This window comes from Pseudomonas sp. B21-035, from assembly GCF_024748945.1.
Lineage (GTDB): Bacteria > Pseudomonadota > Gammaproteobacteria > Pseudomonadales > Pseudomonadaceae > Aquipseudomonas.
Map to the genome: position 1 here is coordinate 457,719 of NZ_CP087179.1, position 13,361 is coordinate 471,079.

The following is a 13,361-nucleotide window of genomic DNA, read 5'->3' on the forward strand; positions in this document are numbered from 1 at the left end:
TGCGAATGGGCGCCGTTGTGCGTTTAGTGTCCGCAGGCAGGCCTGGCGGGACAACGCCCCATCCGAGCCTGACAGGTTGAACCTGCTGCAGCGCCCCTCGGACAGGTGGCGGGAACGGTGGCCAATGCAGCCACCGTCGAATAATGCCGGGCGATTATAGCCGGGCTTTTCGAGCTTCCCAAGCGCTAAAGACAAATCTGCGGCTCAGCCGGTCGGCGCCGTGACCAGCAGGTCCAGGTGCAGGCTCAGGTATGCCAGCGGCTCGCAGCCCTGGGTCAGCAGCATTACCTGCCAGGTCAGCTTGAATTCGCCCGGATGGTCGCTGTGCAGATGCCAGTGGTAGTCGTCGACCTCGCGGCACGACGGTTGCAATGGTGCGGATGCCTCCGGACGTGCCAGGCGCAGATTGTGCTGTTCGATCAGCTCGATTGTCAGCGGCGGCGTGCTGGCAGGGCTGTGGCTGAACAGTATTTCTTCGCCGAGCAGTGCTACCGGCACCATGCGCAGCAGTAGCGGGGTCCCGGCTTCGAGGGTCAGTCGGGGGGAGTCGACAAGCAGAGAGCCGTCCGGCTCCGCTCGGGTGTGCAAGATGCACAGGTGGCGAGGGTTGAGCGCGACGGGCGTACCCGGGTTGCCGGGCAAAGGGTCGAGCGAGGCAAGCAGGCCCTGGGCATCGACGATCAGTACAACGTGTTCAGGTTTCTCCGTAGCCATGATGAGCTCCTTCCATGAGCACCAATTGGGGCGGGTTGCGGTGTGCGCCGCCGGCTGGCCGGCGGCGCTTGCCCTGGATCAGTTGGTGATGGTGATGAACGGATCCCATTCGAAGTAGCCGCAGCACTTGCAATCACGATCGACGATCATGAACTTGAAGTGGTAGGTGACCTTGCCTTGCGCAAGCAAGTCGCCACGCCAGTAGTAGTTGTCGTTGATCTGGCAGGTCGGCACGGTTTTGTTGTTGGCATTGGGCACGGCCGATTGCACTTTGGCCTTCAGTGCCCGAGGGTCTTCCAGCAGTTGGTGATTGGGGTCGTCGCAAACGAACCCATAGAGGATCACCGACTGCTCGAAGCCAAAGGAAATGCTCTGTTCACGCCAGCGCACGACATCACCTACGCGACCCTTGAGGTGCAACTCGCCGCCGGCCTGGCCAGAGATGACGTTGTCCTGGTAGGTGACCATGTAGATGTGTTCTGGCGGGATGAACGTGGGCTTGTTCGGGTCTTTGCTCGGATTGGGGAATTTCTTGAGGATGGTTTCGGTGTCGAAGTTGATGCTGACGTCGATAACTCTGGACATGAGTGGATTCCTTTTCACTGTACGAGTAGGTCAATGGTGAGCCTCGGATGCTCTCCACTGGCACTGCCCGGAGCTTCGCTTCCTGCGATGCCGGTGCTGCCGCGCCGTATGCCAAGTTCCGGTGGTCCGACTACCTGGAGTGATCTGCGGATCACATGCTCAGGCTAGCCGCATCGATTGGGCTGTCAAAGCGTGCCGAGCGGAATTTTGCTGGCTACTGACCAATGGTCGTAATGGTCGAATCCCCCGGAATGGGACTACCATGTAACGCAAGAGCCCAAGGGCTGAGATTGCCCTTCGGTGCTTGTTTTTCAGAGGCCAAGGTCAGGAGTAACGATGAATTTCCACACCCGCAAATGGGTAAAACCCGAAGACCTCAACCCCAACGGCACCCTGTTCGGCGGCAGCCTGCTGCGCTGGATCGACGAAGAGGCGGCGATCTATGCGATCGTCCAGCTGGGCAACCAGCGCGTGGTGACCAAGTACATCTCGGAGATCAACTTCGTCAGCGCTTCGCGCCAGGGCGACATCATCGAACTGGGCATCACCGCCACCGAATTCGGCCGCACCTCGATCACCCTCAAGTGCGAAGTGCGCAACAAGATCACCCGCAAGAGCATCCTCACCGTCGACCGCATGGTCTTCGTCAACCTCGGTGAAGACGGCTTGCCGGCGCCGCACGGGCGCACTGAGATCAAGTACATCAAGGATCAGTTCGATACCGCGGTGGAGTGATAGGCGCCGCCGGCAAGCCGGCTCCCATATATCCCTGTGGGAGCAGGCTTGCCAGCGATAGCGGTCTCAAGGCTGCTCGGTAACCCCGCGCACCACCCGGCCGATCGTCAGGCCCTGCAGCAGGATCGACGACAGCACCACGATGTAGGTGATGCTCAGCAGCAGATCACGCTCGGTGCCCGATGGCAGCGACAGCGCCAGGGCCACCGACACACCGCCACGCAGGCCACCCCAGGTCAGCACCCGCACGGTACCGCGCGGAACGGTGCGCCAACGGCGCAGCATCAGGATGGCCGGTGCCACGGTCAGCAGGCGCGACAGCAGGATCGCCACCGCCAGCACGCCGGCCGCCGCCAGGTGCATCCACGAGAATGGCAGCAGCAACAGCTCCAGGCCGATCAGGGCGAACAGCAGGGCGTTGAGCATGTCGTCGATCAGTTCCCAGAAACCGTCCAGGTAGCGGCGGGTCATGTCGTTCATTGCCAGGTTGCGGCCCAGGTTGCCGATGATCAGGCCGGCCACGACCATGGCGATCGGCGCCGAAACGTGCAGCTCATAGGCCATGGCCGAACCGCCGATCACCAGTGCCAGGGTCAGCATGACCTCGACCTGGTACTGCTCGATGCTTTTGATCATGCGGTAGGTGATGTAGCCCACCAGGCCGCCGAACAGAATGCCGCCAATGGCTTCGCGGGCGAACAGGATCGCGGTGTCGGCCACCGTCGGTGTTTCGCCAAGCTGGGCGATGCCCAGCAATACGGTGAACACCACGACTGCAGTGCCGTCGTTGAACAGCGACTCGCCAACGATGGTGGTCTTCAGTGGCTTGGAGGCATTGGCGGTACGCAGTGCGCCGAGAACCGCGATCGGGTCGGTCGGCGAGATCAAGGCACCGAACAGCAGGCAGTAGAGCAGGCTCACATGCCAGCCGAACAGGGCGAAAATCCAGTGGGCGAGAAAGCCGATGACCACGGTGGCGATCAGCACGCCGACGGTCGCCAGCAGCCCGATCGGCCAGCGGTAGCTGCGCAGGTCGGCAAGGTTTACGTGCAAGGCGCCGGCGAACAGCAGGAACGACAGCATCCAGTGCATCAGCAGATCGTTGAAGTCGATCTGGTTCATCAAACCCTGCACGCGCTCTTCCAGGCCGGGGTAGCCGATCACGCTCAAGCCTTGCAGCAGCAGCGAGAACAGCAAGGCGGTGACCATCACGCCGATGGTTGGGGGCAGGCCGATGAAACGGTAATTTACATAGGTGAGGAGGGTGGTCAAACAGATAAACGCAGCAACGAGCTCAAGCATCCTAGGTCCTGTAGTGGCTTCCAAGTCGACACCCGATAGCCTCGGGCATTTCTTTGATGACCTGCCGAGGGCTTCGGGACACACTTTTGACTGGTTTCGTTGACCGCGTTCTTTCGATTTCGTTTCCAGCCGCCTGTGCTGAAGTGGTTATATAGCGCCTGGCCATTGATGACCTCACCTGCCTTGCCAAGGACCATTGCGTGTTAGCCACCTCATTGGTATTGGTCGCGGCGCTGCTGCACGCGACCTGGAACACCCTGATCAAATTCAGCGGCGAACGCCTGCTGGTGATTGCCAGCATGGACGTGGTGGCGCTGGTATTTGCCCTCGCCATGGTCGCGTTCGTCCAGGTGCCGCCGGCCGAGGTCTGGCCGTGGATGCTGGCCTCGGCAGTGTTTGAACTCTTCTACCGGTTCCTGCTGATACAGGCCTATCGGGTCGGTGACCTGGGGCTGGTCTATCCGTTGATGCGCGGCCTGTCGCCGCTGGTGGTGCTGGCGCTGACCCTGACCTTTGCCGGCGAAGCCCTGAGCAGCCAGCAGATCATCGGCATCCTGCTCATTCCCTGTGGCATGGCCTGCCTGCTCTGGCAGGGCGGCGGCGGTGACCGGCTGCCCTGGTCGATGCTGCCGGTGGTGGCCTTGATCGGCCTGTGCATCGGTTGCTACACCTGGCTCGACGGCCAGGCGATCCGCCTGTGGTCGCAGCCGCTGGACTATCTTGTATGGCTGACGCTGATCAGTGCCTGGCCGTTTCCGCTGCTGGCAGGGGTGGCCCGGCGCGCGCCGTTCATGCTGTTCTGGCGGCTGCAGTGGCGCTTGGGCCTGGCGGTGGGTTTTTGCGTGTTGTTCAGCTATGCCCTGGTGCTCTGGGCCATGCAACTGGGGTCGGTGGCCGAGGCGGCGGCGCTGCGCGAGGTCAGCGTGATTCTGGTGGTGCTGTTCGGCATGCGCTACCTCAAAGAACCTTTTGGCGGGCCGAGGCTCTTAGCCTGTGCCCTGGTGCTGATCGGCATGCTGATCATGAAACTCTGATAATTCTACTGACAAGGACTTGGCCATGACTGTTGCCTTCTGGTGTGTACTGATTGCGTTGTTTTTGCCCATTGTCTGTACCAGCATCGCCAAGGTTGCCAGCGGGCGCTTCAACCTGCGCCAGAACCACGACCCGCGGGCTTTCCTCGACAAACTCGAAGGCTTGCCGCGCAGGGCCCACGCGGCGCAATTGAACAGCTTCGAAGCTTTCCCGGCGTTCGCCGCGGCAGTGATCATCGCCGACATCGTCGGCAACGCCGAGCAGGTGACCCAGGACGTGCTGGCGGTGCTGTACATCACCAGCCGCCTGCTCTACATCATCTGCTACCTGGCCGACTGGGCCGCCCTGCGTTCGCTGGTGTGGTTCGTCGGCCTGGGCCTGATCGCGTCGTTCTTCTTCGTCTCGATCTGAGCCGCGTCACGGCACCTGGGGCACGGCCGGCAAGGCTGCGCCCTTGGGCCACAGCAGCCAGATCTGGCCTTGCTGCTTCATGTCGCCGGCCAGTTTGCCGGCTTCAGTGCCAGTGCCCCAGAACAGGTCGGCGCGCACTTCGCCGGTGATCGCCCCGCCGGTATCCTGGGCGGCCACCGGACGCACCACCGGCGCGCCATCAGGGCGCGTGGTCGAGAGCCACAGCAGGCTGCCCAGCGGAATCACCTTGCGGTCGATGGCCACGCTGTAGCCGGCGGTCAATGGCACATTGAGCGAGCCGCGCGGGCCTTCGTTGCTGTCCGGGCGGGTGCTGAAGAACACGTAGCTGGGGTTGCTCGCCAGCAGTTCCGGAACCCGCGCCGGATTGCTCTGGGCCCAGGCATGGATGCTGCCCATGGTCACTTCTTCTTTCTTCAATTGCCCTTGTTCCACCAGCCAGCGGCCGATCGGGCGATAGGGGTGGCCATTCTGGTCGGCATAGCCGATGCGCAGTTGGCGGCCGTCTTCCAGCTGGATGCGGCCAGAACCCTGGATCTGCAGGAACTGCAGGTCCATCGGGTCGGTCAGCCAGGCCAGTACCGGTGCCTTGGCGCCCTGGGCATTGATGGTTTCTGCGGTGTCGTAGGGTTTGAGTACCCGGCCTTCGAGGCGGCCACGCAGACGCTTGCCCTTGAGTTCGGGATAGACGCTGTCCAGCGCCACCACGATCATGTCGTCCGGTACGCCATAGACCGGCACAGTGGCGCTGTCGGTCTGGGTCAGGCTACCGGGGTAGACCGGCTCGTAGTAACCAGTGATCAAGCCGTTGGCGTTGTTCTCGGCCGAACGCATGCTGTAGACGTCCAGCTGCGCCTGAAGAAAGCTGCGTACTTCAGCCGGGCTGGCAGCAATGGCTGCCGCTGCGCTGCAGGTGTTGGCCCAGATCGCATCACGCTTGAGCCGCTCGCAGGCACTGCGCCAGGACTCGAAACCGGCGACCAGGTCGCTGTCGCTGACCTGTGGCAGGTCTTCCCAGGTGGCGCCGACGTAGGTAGCCAGCGGGTGTGGCTTGGGTTTTTCCGGCGCGCTGCCGTTGCAGCCGGCCAGCAGGGCCAGCACCGACAGGGTCCAGCCGAGGTGGCGCAAAGGAAGTTTCATCAACGGGGTTCCTCGACGGTTGGCGTGGCTTGCAGCCGTTTTCGCAAACCGTAGTTTTAATAAGGGTATTGGTCTTTGCCGGTGAGGCGAGGATACTGGCCGCCTTTTTCCGTGAGCCGAAGTGATCAAGATGCTCAAGCGACTTTCTGTTGTACTGCTGGCGTGTTTGACCCTGAGTGCCTGTGGCGGGGTCGATCCCAACTCGCCACTGGGCCAGCGCAAGACGATCTTCAAGCAAATGCTCAAGACCAGTGAAGACCTCGGCGGCATGCTGCGTGGGCGCCTGGCCTTCGATGGGCAGAAGTTCGCCGATGGCGCGGTCAAGCTCGACAACCTGTCCCGCGAGCCCTGGAAGCACTTTCCACAGGTTCGCGAAGAGGATGATACCAGCGCCCGCGCCGATGTCTGGGAGAAGCAGGCACGCTTCCAGGACCTGGCTCGGCAGATGGAGGCCAGTACCGCCGAACTGGTCGCGGTGACCCGCACCCAGCCGCTCAAGGCGGCTGACCTGGCTGAGCCGATGGACAAGGTCGAGGCGGCGTGCAAAGCCTGTCATACCGAGTTTCGAAATCACTGAGTGGCTGTGGGAGCGGATAAATCCGCTCCGACAATAACGCTGTCAGTTACTTCTCCAGCTCTTTCAGAGCGTCTTGCAGCTCCTGCTTGGACTCTGCCAGCTTGTCCTTGCGCTTGTTGATCTTCTCGGCGTCACCTTTTTTCATGGCCTTGTCCAGGTCCTTGGTGCGCTGGTTCACTTCGTGACGGGCATCGAGGACTTTCTGTTCGCGCTCTTTGCGCAGGCTGGCATCGGTGCAATGCTCGGTCACTTCGCTGAGGGCTTTTTCCAGGCCGGCTTGCTGATTGCTGTTGCCATGGGCGCGAGCCTGTTCGATCTGTTCGCTGATGGCTTGCTTCTTGGCTGCGCAACCGGTCAGGCCTGGCTGTTGTTCGGCAGCCAGCAGGGGCGTGGCCAGGAGTGAACAGACGGTGAACAGGGCAAGCGGGGAAAGCAGTTTCATTAGGGGCTCCGTTGTCGCGGGCTTGGCAGAATCCATGATGCTGCCCTGATCCGGCGAAATTAGAAACCCTCGATTGTGTGTCTGCGCAATTGTTCGGCCACTATCTGCACCTGCGGTGAGCGGAAAAATGCCAGCAATTGCGCGCTGCGGCCTGGGCCAACACCCGGCTCGGCCAGCCATTGCCCGGCATCGCGCTGGCGCAGGTCTGCCCAGGTGGTGTCCGCTGCCAACGGCGTCGCGGCTGGAACGCCGAGGGCACTGAGCCAGCGAACAAAGGGTTGCTGGCGGGCCTGGTCGAAGGCTTGCAGTAACTGCTGGCGGCTGCGTTCGCCAAGCTCTGGCACCGATTGCAAGTCTTCATCCTGCAGGTCGAGCCAGTCGCCCAGGCCTTGCACATGGCCACTGTCGATGAGTTTTTCCCAGGTGCCTGGGCCCAAACGGGGCATGTTCAGGCCTTGCTTGGAGCTGAGCCAATTGAGGCGGGCGACGAATTGGCTACGGCAGCCATCGCCGGGTTGCCAGCAACTTAGCGAGTGGTAGTGGGCAGGGTCAGGGGTTGCGATGTCCATGCGTTGAACACTTCGGTGCACCACCTCATCCAGGCGTGGAATGGTCAGCCCGGCGAGGCTGATGGCCACCTGGTCGCCGGGGCGGATGTCCAGCTGCTGCCAGCGTTGGAAGGAGCCGAGGCTGACCTGGCGGATCTGCCGGTCATCCAGTTGCACCGGCTCGATCTTCAGCACCGGGGTGATACGCCCGGTACGGCCGATGTTGAAGTGTACGCCCCGGACTTGTGCCAGCGCCTGGGCAAAGGGGTATTTCCACGCGGTTGCCCAGTACGGGTCGCGCGCTTGCCAGCGACTGCCGTGTGGGCGCTGGCCCTGGCGCAGCACCACGCCGTCGCTGGCGAAGGGCAGCGGGCTGCGGTACCAGTGTTCGCGCCAGCGGGCAGCCTCGGCGAAGCTGCTCAAGGGCTCGCTGTAACGCTCGCTATGCTCAAAACCCAACGCGCTCAAGCCTTTGAGTCGTTCGCGCTGATCGGCCGGCCCCAGTGGCCAGGCCCAGACAAACAAGCCGACCACCGCGCCCTGTTCGGCACTGATACGTTTGCGCGCCAGCAGGCCGGCGACATTGCCGCGGGCGTTGAGGCTGCCGGCATTGGCCTGTACGTGGCCGTCCAGGCGCCAGAACAGTTCGCCCTGGAGCACCAGGTCGAGTGGCTCGGGCAACTGCTGGTTGAGTGTGCCCAGGGCCGGGATGTGCCGGCTCCAGTCGTGGCCATGGACGCCGTCGCCGCGGCTGATCAGTTGCACCAGCTTGCCGTCGCGATAAACCAGGGTAGCGGCCACGCCATCGACCTTGGGCTGAATCCACAGCTCTTGCTTGCCGTGCATCCAGGCTTTGACCGCCGCATCGTCGGCCAGCTTGCCAAGGCCGGTATGGGCAATCGGGTGGCGCAAGGGGCCGACAGCGGTTTTCAACGGGCTGTCCTGCGGCCTGGCTGGCGTCGGGAAGCAGCTTTGCAGATGGCCCAGGCGTGTGCGGCTCTGGTCATAGAGTTCGTCAGCGACCAGCGAGACACCCTGACGGTGATAGTGATCGTCCCAGTCGGCAAGCGTCTGCTGGAGCTGGCGGATTTCAGCCCGGGCCTGAACAGACGGCCAGTCGGGGCAAGTCTGCGCGTGTGCCGGAAGCAGCCAGAAGAAGAGCAGAAGGGACAGCAGGGGCGTGTGCTGCATGGCGAGCATCCTTGCTCGGCGGGGTGGAATACCAAGCCTAGGAAAGATTGAGCGCCTTGAAGGTGTTCAACATGTCAGGTCATGTGTCTTGACCAATGAAAAAGCCCCGACCAGTCACCCGGCCGGGGCTTCGCTTGCAACTTGCAGCTTGTAGCTTCAGCCCTTACAGACCGGCAGCAGCGCGCAGGGCGTCGACGCGGTCGGTGCGTTCCCAGGTGAAGGTGGTGAAGGTGTCGTCGCCGACAGTCTTCTGCTGCGGGATACGGCCGAAGTGACCGTAGGCAGCGGTTTCCTGGTACATCGGGTGCAGCAGGTCGAGCATGGTGGTGATCGCGTACGGACGCAGGTCGAAGCACTCGCGCACCAGCTGGACGATCTTGTCGTCGGAGATCTTGCCGGTGCCGAAGGTGTTCAGCGAGATCGACGTCGGCTGAGCGACACCAATGGCGTAGGAAACCTGGATCTCGCAACGCTCGGCGAGGCCGGCGGCGACGATATTCTTGGCCACGTAGCGCCCGGCGTAGGCGGCGGAGCGGTCAACCTTGGACGGGTCCTTGCCGGAGAACGCGCCACCGCCGTGACGGGCCATGCCGCCGTAGCTGTCGACGATGATCTTGCGACCGGTCAGGCCGCAGTCGCCTACCGGGCCACCGATGATGAACTGGCCGGTCGGGTTGATGTGGAACTGGGTGTCCTTGTGCAGCAGTTCGGCCGGCAGGGTGTGCTTGACGATCAGCTCCATCACCGCTTCCTGCAGGTCTTTTTGCGACACTTCAGGGTTGTGCTGGGTCGACAGCACCACGGCGTCGATACCCACTACTTTGCCGCCTTCGTAACGGCAGGTAACCTGCGATTTGGCGTCCGGGCGCAGCCACGGCAGCAGGCCGGACTTGCGCGCTTCGGCCTGGCGCTCGACCAGACGGTGCGAGAAGCAGATCGGTGCTGGCATCAGCACGTCGGTTTCGTTGCTGGCGTAGCCGAACATCAGGCCCTGGTCGCCGGCGCCCTGGTCTTCAGGCTTGCTGCGGTCAACGCCCTGGGCGATGTCTACCGATTGCTTGCCGATGATGTTCATGACCGCGCAGGTCGCGCCGTCGAAGCCAACGTCGGAGCTGTTGTAACCAATATCGACGATGACTTTGCGAACGATGTCTTCCAGATCGACCCAGGCCGAGGTGGTGACTTCGCCAGCGATGATCGCGACGCCGGTTTTTACCAGGGTTTCGCACGCCACGCGGGCGAATTTGTCCTGGGTGATGATGGCGTCCAGCACCGCATCCGAAATCTGGTCGGCGATTTTGTCCGGATGCCCTTCAGACACGGACTCGGAGGTGAAAAGGGAGTATTCGCTCATCTCGACGGGTTCCTAAAATTTACCGATGGTGATGTCGCCAGCCGGTCGCTGAAAGTGGCGGACCTGAATCTGGAAACCATTACGTAAGCCCACATAGAGGCTGTCCCCGGGAGCCAGTCCCGCAGCGCTGGCCCAACGGGCCAGGTCGTCCTGCTCGAAGCCCAGCCAGATATCGCCACAGGCCTCTCTGGCCCAGCTCTGGTCGTGGCTGCACAACTCTGTTACCAACAGGCTTCCGCCTGGTTTCACGCGGTTGGCCAGCTGCCGCAGGGCTTCGGCCGGGGCGCTGAAATGGTGCAGGACCATGTTCAGCACTACGCAGTCGGCTTCCACATCCGTTGCACTGAGTGCATCGGCCAACTGCAGGTTCACATTAGCCAGACCTTCACGCTCGCAGACCCTACGGGCCAGGTCGAGCATGGTCGGGCTGTTGTCCAGGGCGGTGACCCGGGCAAAGCGCCGGGCCAGCTCGGGAAGAAACTCGCCATCGCCGGGGCCCACTTCAAGGGCCTCGGCGCCGGCTTCAAAACTGAGCTTGTCGAGCAGGGCCAGCAAGCTTTCGCGGTACTGCGGCAAGCCGGCAATCAAATCCTGCTGGGCGCGAAATTTCTCTTCGACACGCAGGAAAAAGTCCTGGCTGGTGGCAGCCCGGCGTTGTTGCACCTGGGCGATACGGGCCTGGACCTCATCGGCCAGACTCAGCCCGTCGACTTCTTCAAGTAATGCCGCATGCAGCTTGCCGCCCAGGCTCAGGCCATCGGGCAGGGCGCGGCGGTAAAAGATCGCATTGCCTTCGCGGCGGGTCGCGACCAGGCCTGCCTGGGCCAGGACCTTGAGGTGATGGCTCATGCCCGACTGGCCAATGGCGAAGATCTGCGCCAGTTCCAGTACGCCGAACGAATCGCTGGCCAGGGCGCGCAATACGTTAAGGCGCAGCGGATCGCCGCCGGCTTTGCACAGGGCAGCCAGCGCATCGCTTTGCTCTTGGCGGATCGACGGCACGGGTAGGTTCATGGAGCGGCAGTCTAGTCAGGCAACGATTGCCTCGCAAGGCCAATATCAAAAAGTTTTGATATTGCTCGATAAGCGGGGCAATTCGTCGCAGGCCAAGCGACCGATCCGGCTGTTTGCCCGGGTTAACGCCTGATTCTTTGCTCAATCACAGGAAAATCATGCTGCATCGACCATCCGTCATTGCCCCCGGACACGTGCCTGGGCGAAAATGGCCGCCTTTTTTCGTTTCGTAACTAATTCAACACCCAGGAGATAAGCGATGCCCAGCCGTCGTGAGCGTGCCAACGCCATTCGTGCCCTCAGCATGGATGCCGTGCAAAAGGCCAACAGCGGCCACCCCGGTGCCCCTATGGGCATGGCGGATATCGCCGAGGTTCTGTGGCGTGACTACCTGAAGCACAACCCGACCAACCCGAACTTCGCCGACCGCGACCGCTTCGTGCTGTCCAACGGCCACGGTTCGATGCTGATCTACTCGCTGCTGCACCTGACTGGCTACGACCTGTCGATCGACGACCTGAAAAGCTTCCGTCAACTGCACAGCCGTACCCCGGGCCACCCGGAGTTCGGTTACACCCCGGGCGTCGAGACCACCACTGGCCCGCTGGGCCAGGGCCTGGCCAACGCCGTCGGTTTCGCCCTGGCGGAAAAAGTCCTGGCTGGCCAGTTCAACCGCGCAGGCCACAACGTCGTCGACCACCACACCTATGTGTTCCTGGGTGACGGTTGCATGATGGAAGGTATTTCCCACGAAGTCGCTTCCCTGGCCGGTACCCTGGGCCTGGGCAAGCTGATCGCCTTCTACGACGACAACGGCATCTCCATCGACGGCGAAGTCGAAGGCTGGTTCACCGATGACACCCCTAAGCGTTTCGAAGCCTACAACTGGCAGGTGATCCGCAATGTCGACGGCCATGACGCCGACGAAATCCGCACCGCCATCGACACCGCGCGCAAGAGCGAGCAGCCGACCCTGATCTGCTGCAAGACCATCATCGGTTTCGGCTCGCCGAACAAGCAGGGCAAGGAAGATTGCCACGGTGCTCCGCTGGGCAACGACGAAATCGCCCTGGCGCGCAAAGAGCTGAACTGGAACCACGGCCCGTTTGAAATCCCGGCTGAGATCTACGCCGAGTGGGATGCCAAGGAAGCCGGCAAGGCCGTCGAAGCCGAATGGGACCAGCGTTTCGCTGCCTACTCCGCCGCTCACCCGGAGCTGGCCAACGAACTGGTGCGTCGCCTGAGCGGTGACCTGCCGGCCGATTTCGCCGAGAAAGCAGCAGCCTACATCGCTGAAGTCGCGGCCAAGGGCGAGACCATCGCCAGCCGTAAAGCCAGCCAGAACGCCTTGAACGCCTTCGGCCCGCTGCTGCCTGAACTGCTCGGCGGCTCGGCTGACCTGGCCGGTTCCAACCTGACCCTGTGGAAAGGCTGCAAAGGCGTCAGCGCTGAAGACGCCAGCGGCAACTACATGTTCTACGGCGTGCGCGAGTTCGGCATGACCGCGATCATGAACGGCGTCGCCCTGCACGGCGGCCTGGTGCCTTACGGCGCGACCTTCCTGATGTTCATGGAATACGCCCGCAACGCGGTGCGCATGTCGGCGCTGATGAAACAGCGGGTCATCCACGTCTACACCCACGACTCCATTGGTCTTGGCGAAGACGGCCCGACCCACCAGCCGATCGAGCAACTGACCAGCCTGCGCAGCACCCCGAACCTGGACACCTGGCGCCCAGCCGATGCCGTCGAGTCGGCGGTCTCCTGGAAGTTTGCCCTGGAGCGTAAAGACGGCCCGTCGGCGCTGATCTTCTCGCGTCAGAACCTGCAGCACCAAGAGCGTGATGCCGGGCAGATCGCCAACATCAGCCGCGGCGGCTACGTCCTCAAGGACTGCGCCGGCGAGCCTGAGCTGATCCTGATCGCCACCGGTTCCGAAGTCGGCCTGGCGGTTCAGGCGTTCGACAAGCTGACCGAGCAAGGCCGCAAGGTCCGCGTCGTGTCGATGCCGTCGACCAGCGTGTTCGATGCCCAGGATGCTGGCTACAAGCAGTCGGTACTGCCACTGCAAGTCGGCGCGCGGATCGCCATCGAAGCGGCCCACGCCGACTTCTGGTACAAGTACGTCGGCCTCGAAGGCCGCGTCATCGGCATGACCACCTACGGCGAGTCGGCACCTGCATCGGCCCTGTTCGAAGAGTTCGGTTTCACCCTGGAAAACATCCTGGGTACTGCTGAAGAGCTGCTGGAAGACTGATCAACAGTGCTGGAATCATCGCGGGGCAAGCCCGCTCC

At 62.6% G+C, this 13,361-nt stretch carries 13 protein-coding genes and 1 riboswitch; of the genes, 5 read left to right on the forward strand and 8 right to left on the reverse strand.

Annotated features, from left to right (window positions below):
- Positions 1-105: riboswitch (S-adenosyl-L-homocysteine riboswitch) on the reverse strand.
- A gap of 99 nt (positions 106-204) precedes the next feature.
- Together LOY22_RS02030 and LOY22_RS02035 are read right to left on the reverse strand one after the other, a co-directional pair.
- Complete coding sequence (locus LOY22_RS02030; RefSeq protein ID WP_093376898.1) at positions 205-714, reverse strand: hypothetical protein; 510 nt, start codon at positions 712-714, stop codon at positions 205-207.
- A 78-nt stretch (positions 715-792) separates the two neighbouring features.
- A complete protein-coding gene (locus LOY22_RS02035; protein ID WP_123564896.1) occupies positions 793-1,299 on the reverse strand; it encodes an inclusion body family protein in 507 nt (168 codons plus the stop codon).
- Between the two features lie 336 nt (positions 1,300-1,635).
- Between LOY22_RS02035 and LOY22_RS02040 the strand changes: the two genes are divergently transcribed.
- Complete coding sequence (locus LOY22_RS02040; protein WP_010221517.1) at positions 1,636-2,034, forward strand: acyl-CoA thioesterase; 399 nt, start codon at positions 1,636-1,638, stop codon at positions 2,032-2,034.
- 66 nt (positions 2,035-2,100) lie between these two features.
- On the opposite strand, the gene LOY22_RS02045 is transcribed toward LOY22_RS02040, so the two are convergent.
- Positions 2,101-3,336 carry a sodium:proton antiporter gene (locus LOY22_RS02045; protein WP_045193825.1) on the reverse strand — a complete coding sequence of 412 codons (1,236 nt, stop codon included), beginning with the start codon at positions 3,334-3,336 and terminating at the stop codon, positions 2,101-2,103.
- Positions 3,337-3,536: 200 nt separating this feature from the next.
- Here LOY22_RS02045 and LOY22_RS02050 point away from each other — a divergent pair, with 200 nt between their 5' ends.
- Together LOY22_RS02050 and LOY22_RS02055 are read left to right on the forward strand one after the other, a co-directional pair.
- Positions 3,537-4,370 (forward strand): EamA family transporter, encoded by an 834-nt coding sequence (locus tag LOY22_RS02050; RefSeq protein ID WP_045193824.1) that lies wholly within the window; start codon positions 3,537-3,539, stop codon positions 4,368-4,370.
- A 25-nt stretch (positions 4,371-4,395) separates the two neighbouring features.
- A complete protein-coding gene (locus LOY22_RS02055) occupies positions 4,396-4,782 on the forward strand; it encodes an MAPEG family protein (protein WP_093376890.1) in 387 nt (128 codons plus the stop codon).
- 6 nt (positions 4,783-4,788) lie between these two features.
- Here the strand turns inward: LOY22_RS02055 and LOY22_RS02060 are convergent, their stop codons facing one another.
- The gene (locus LOY22_RS02060; RefSeq protein ID WP_045193821.1) at positions 4,789-5,940 is read right to left on the reverse strand and encodes a murein transglycosylase A; all 1,152 of its coding nucleotides are present in this window, start codon (positions 5,938-5,940) and stop codon (positions 4,789-4,791) included.
- A gap of 130 nt (positions 5,941-6,070) precedes the next feature.
- Between LOY22_RS02060 and LOY22_RS02065 the strand changes: the two genes are divergently transcribed.
- Positions 6,071-6,517: a cytochrome c gene (locus LOY22_RS02065; RefSeq protein ID WP_258596027.1), complete on the forward strand. Its 447-nt coding sequence runs from the start codon at positions 6,071-6,073 to the stop codon at positions 6,515-6,517.
- A gap of 46 nt (positions 6,518-6,563) precedes the next feature.
- Here the strand turns inward: LOY22_RS02065 and LOY22_RS02070 are convergent, their stop codons facing one another.
- From LOY22_RS02070 to LOY22_RS02085, 4 genes are all read right to left on the reverse strand, one after another.
- Positions 6,564-6,959 (reverse strand): DUF1090 domain-containing protein, encoded by a 396-nt coding sequence (locus LOY22_RS02070; RefSeq protein WP_045193820.1) that lies wholly within the window; start codon positions 6,957-6,959, stop codon positions 6,564-6,566.
- A gap of 59 nt (positions 6,960-7,018) precedes the next feature.
- On the reverse strand, positions 7,019-8,698 hold the full coding sequence (ligB, locus tag LOY22_RS02075) for an NAD-dependent DNA ligase LigB (RefSeq protein WP_258596028.1): 1,680 nt from the start codon (positions 8,696-8,698) through the stop codon (positions 7,019-7,021).
- Positions 8,699-8,861: 163 nt separating this feature from the next.
- Positions 8,862-10,052: a methionine adenosyltransferase gene (metK, locus tag LOY22_RS02080; protein ID WP_038997515.1), complete on the reverse strand. Its 1,191-nt coding sequence runs from the start codon at positions 10,050-10,052 to the stop codon at positions 8,862-8,864.
- A gap of 12 nt (positions 10,053-10,064) precedes the next feature.
- Positions 10,065-11,066 carry a metalloregulator ArsR/SmtB family transcription factor gene (locus tag LOY22_RS02085; RefSeq protein ID WP_045193817.1) on the reverse strand — a complete coding sequence of 334 codons (1,002 nt, stop codon included), beginning with the start codon at positions 11,064-11,066 and terminating at the stop codon, positions 10,065-10,067.
- Positions 11,067-11,325: 259 nt separating this feature from the next.
- Here LOY22_RS02085 and tkt point away from each other — a divergent pair, with 259 nt between their 5' ends.
- A complete protein-coding gene (tkt, locus tag LOY22_RS02090; protein WP_093376877.1) occupies positions 11,326-13,323 on the forward strand; it encodes a transketolase in 1,998 nt (665 codons plus the stop codon).
- The last annotated feature ends 38 nt before the right edge of the window (positions 13,324-13,361 follow it).

Excerpts from the sequence above, each read along its gene's own strand:
- LOY22_RS02030 (WP_093376898.1), bottom strand. The coding sequence starts at position 714 with ATGGCTACGGAGAAACCTGAACACGTTGTACTGATCGTCGATGCCCAG.
- LOY22_RS02035 (WP_123564896.1), bottom strand. The coding sequence starts at position 1,299 with ATGTCCAGAGTTATCGACGTCAGCATCAACTTCGACACCGAAACCATC.
- LOY22_RS02040 (WP_010221517.1), top strand. The coding sequence starts at position 1,636 with ATGAATTTCCACACCCGCAAATGGGTAAAACCCGAAGACCTCAACCCC.
- LOY22_RS02045 (WP_045193825.1), bottom strand. The coding sequence starts at position 3,336 with ATGCTTGAGCTCGTTGCTGCGTTTATCTGTTTGACCACCCTCCTCACC.
- LOY22_RS02055 (WP_093376890.1), top strand. The coding sequence starts at position 4,396 with ATGACTGTTGCCTTCTGGTGTGTACTGATTGCGTTGTTTTTGCCCATT.
- LOY22_RS02060 (WP_045193821.1), bottom strand. The coding sequence starts at position 5,940 with ATGAAACTTCCTTTGCGCCACCTCGGCTGGACCCTGTCGGTGCTGGCC.
- LOY22_RS02065 (WP_258596027.1), top strand. The coding sequence starts at position 6,071 with ATGCTCAAGCGACTTTCTGTTGTACTGCTGGCGTGTTTGACCCTGAGT.
- LOY22_RS02070 (WP_045193820.1), bottom strand. The coding sequence starts at position 6,959 with ATGAAACTGCTTTCCCCGCTTGCCCTGTTCACCGTCTGTTCACTCCTG.
- ligB (WP_258596028.1), bottom strand. The coding sequence starts at position 8,698 with ATGCAGCACACGCCCCTGCTGTCCCTTCTGCTCTTCTTCTGGCTGCTT.
- metK (WP_038997515.1), bottom strand. The coding sequence starts at position 10,052 with ATGAGCGAATACTCCCTTTTCACCTCCGAGTCCGTGTCTGAAGGGCAT.
- LOY22_RS02085 (WP_045193817.1), bottom strand. The coding sequence starts at position 11,066 with ATGAACCTACCCGTGCCGTCGATCCGCCAAGAGCAAAGCGATGCGCTG.
- tkt (WP_093376877.1), top strand. The coding sequence starts at position 11,326 with ATGCCCAGCCGTCGTGAGCGTGCCAACGCCATTCGTGCCCTCAGCATG.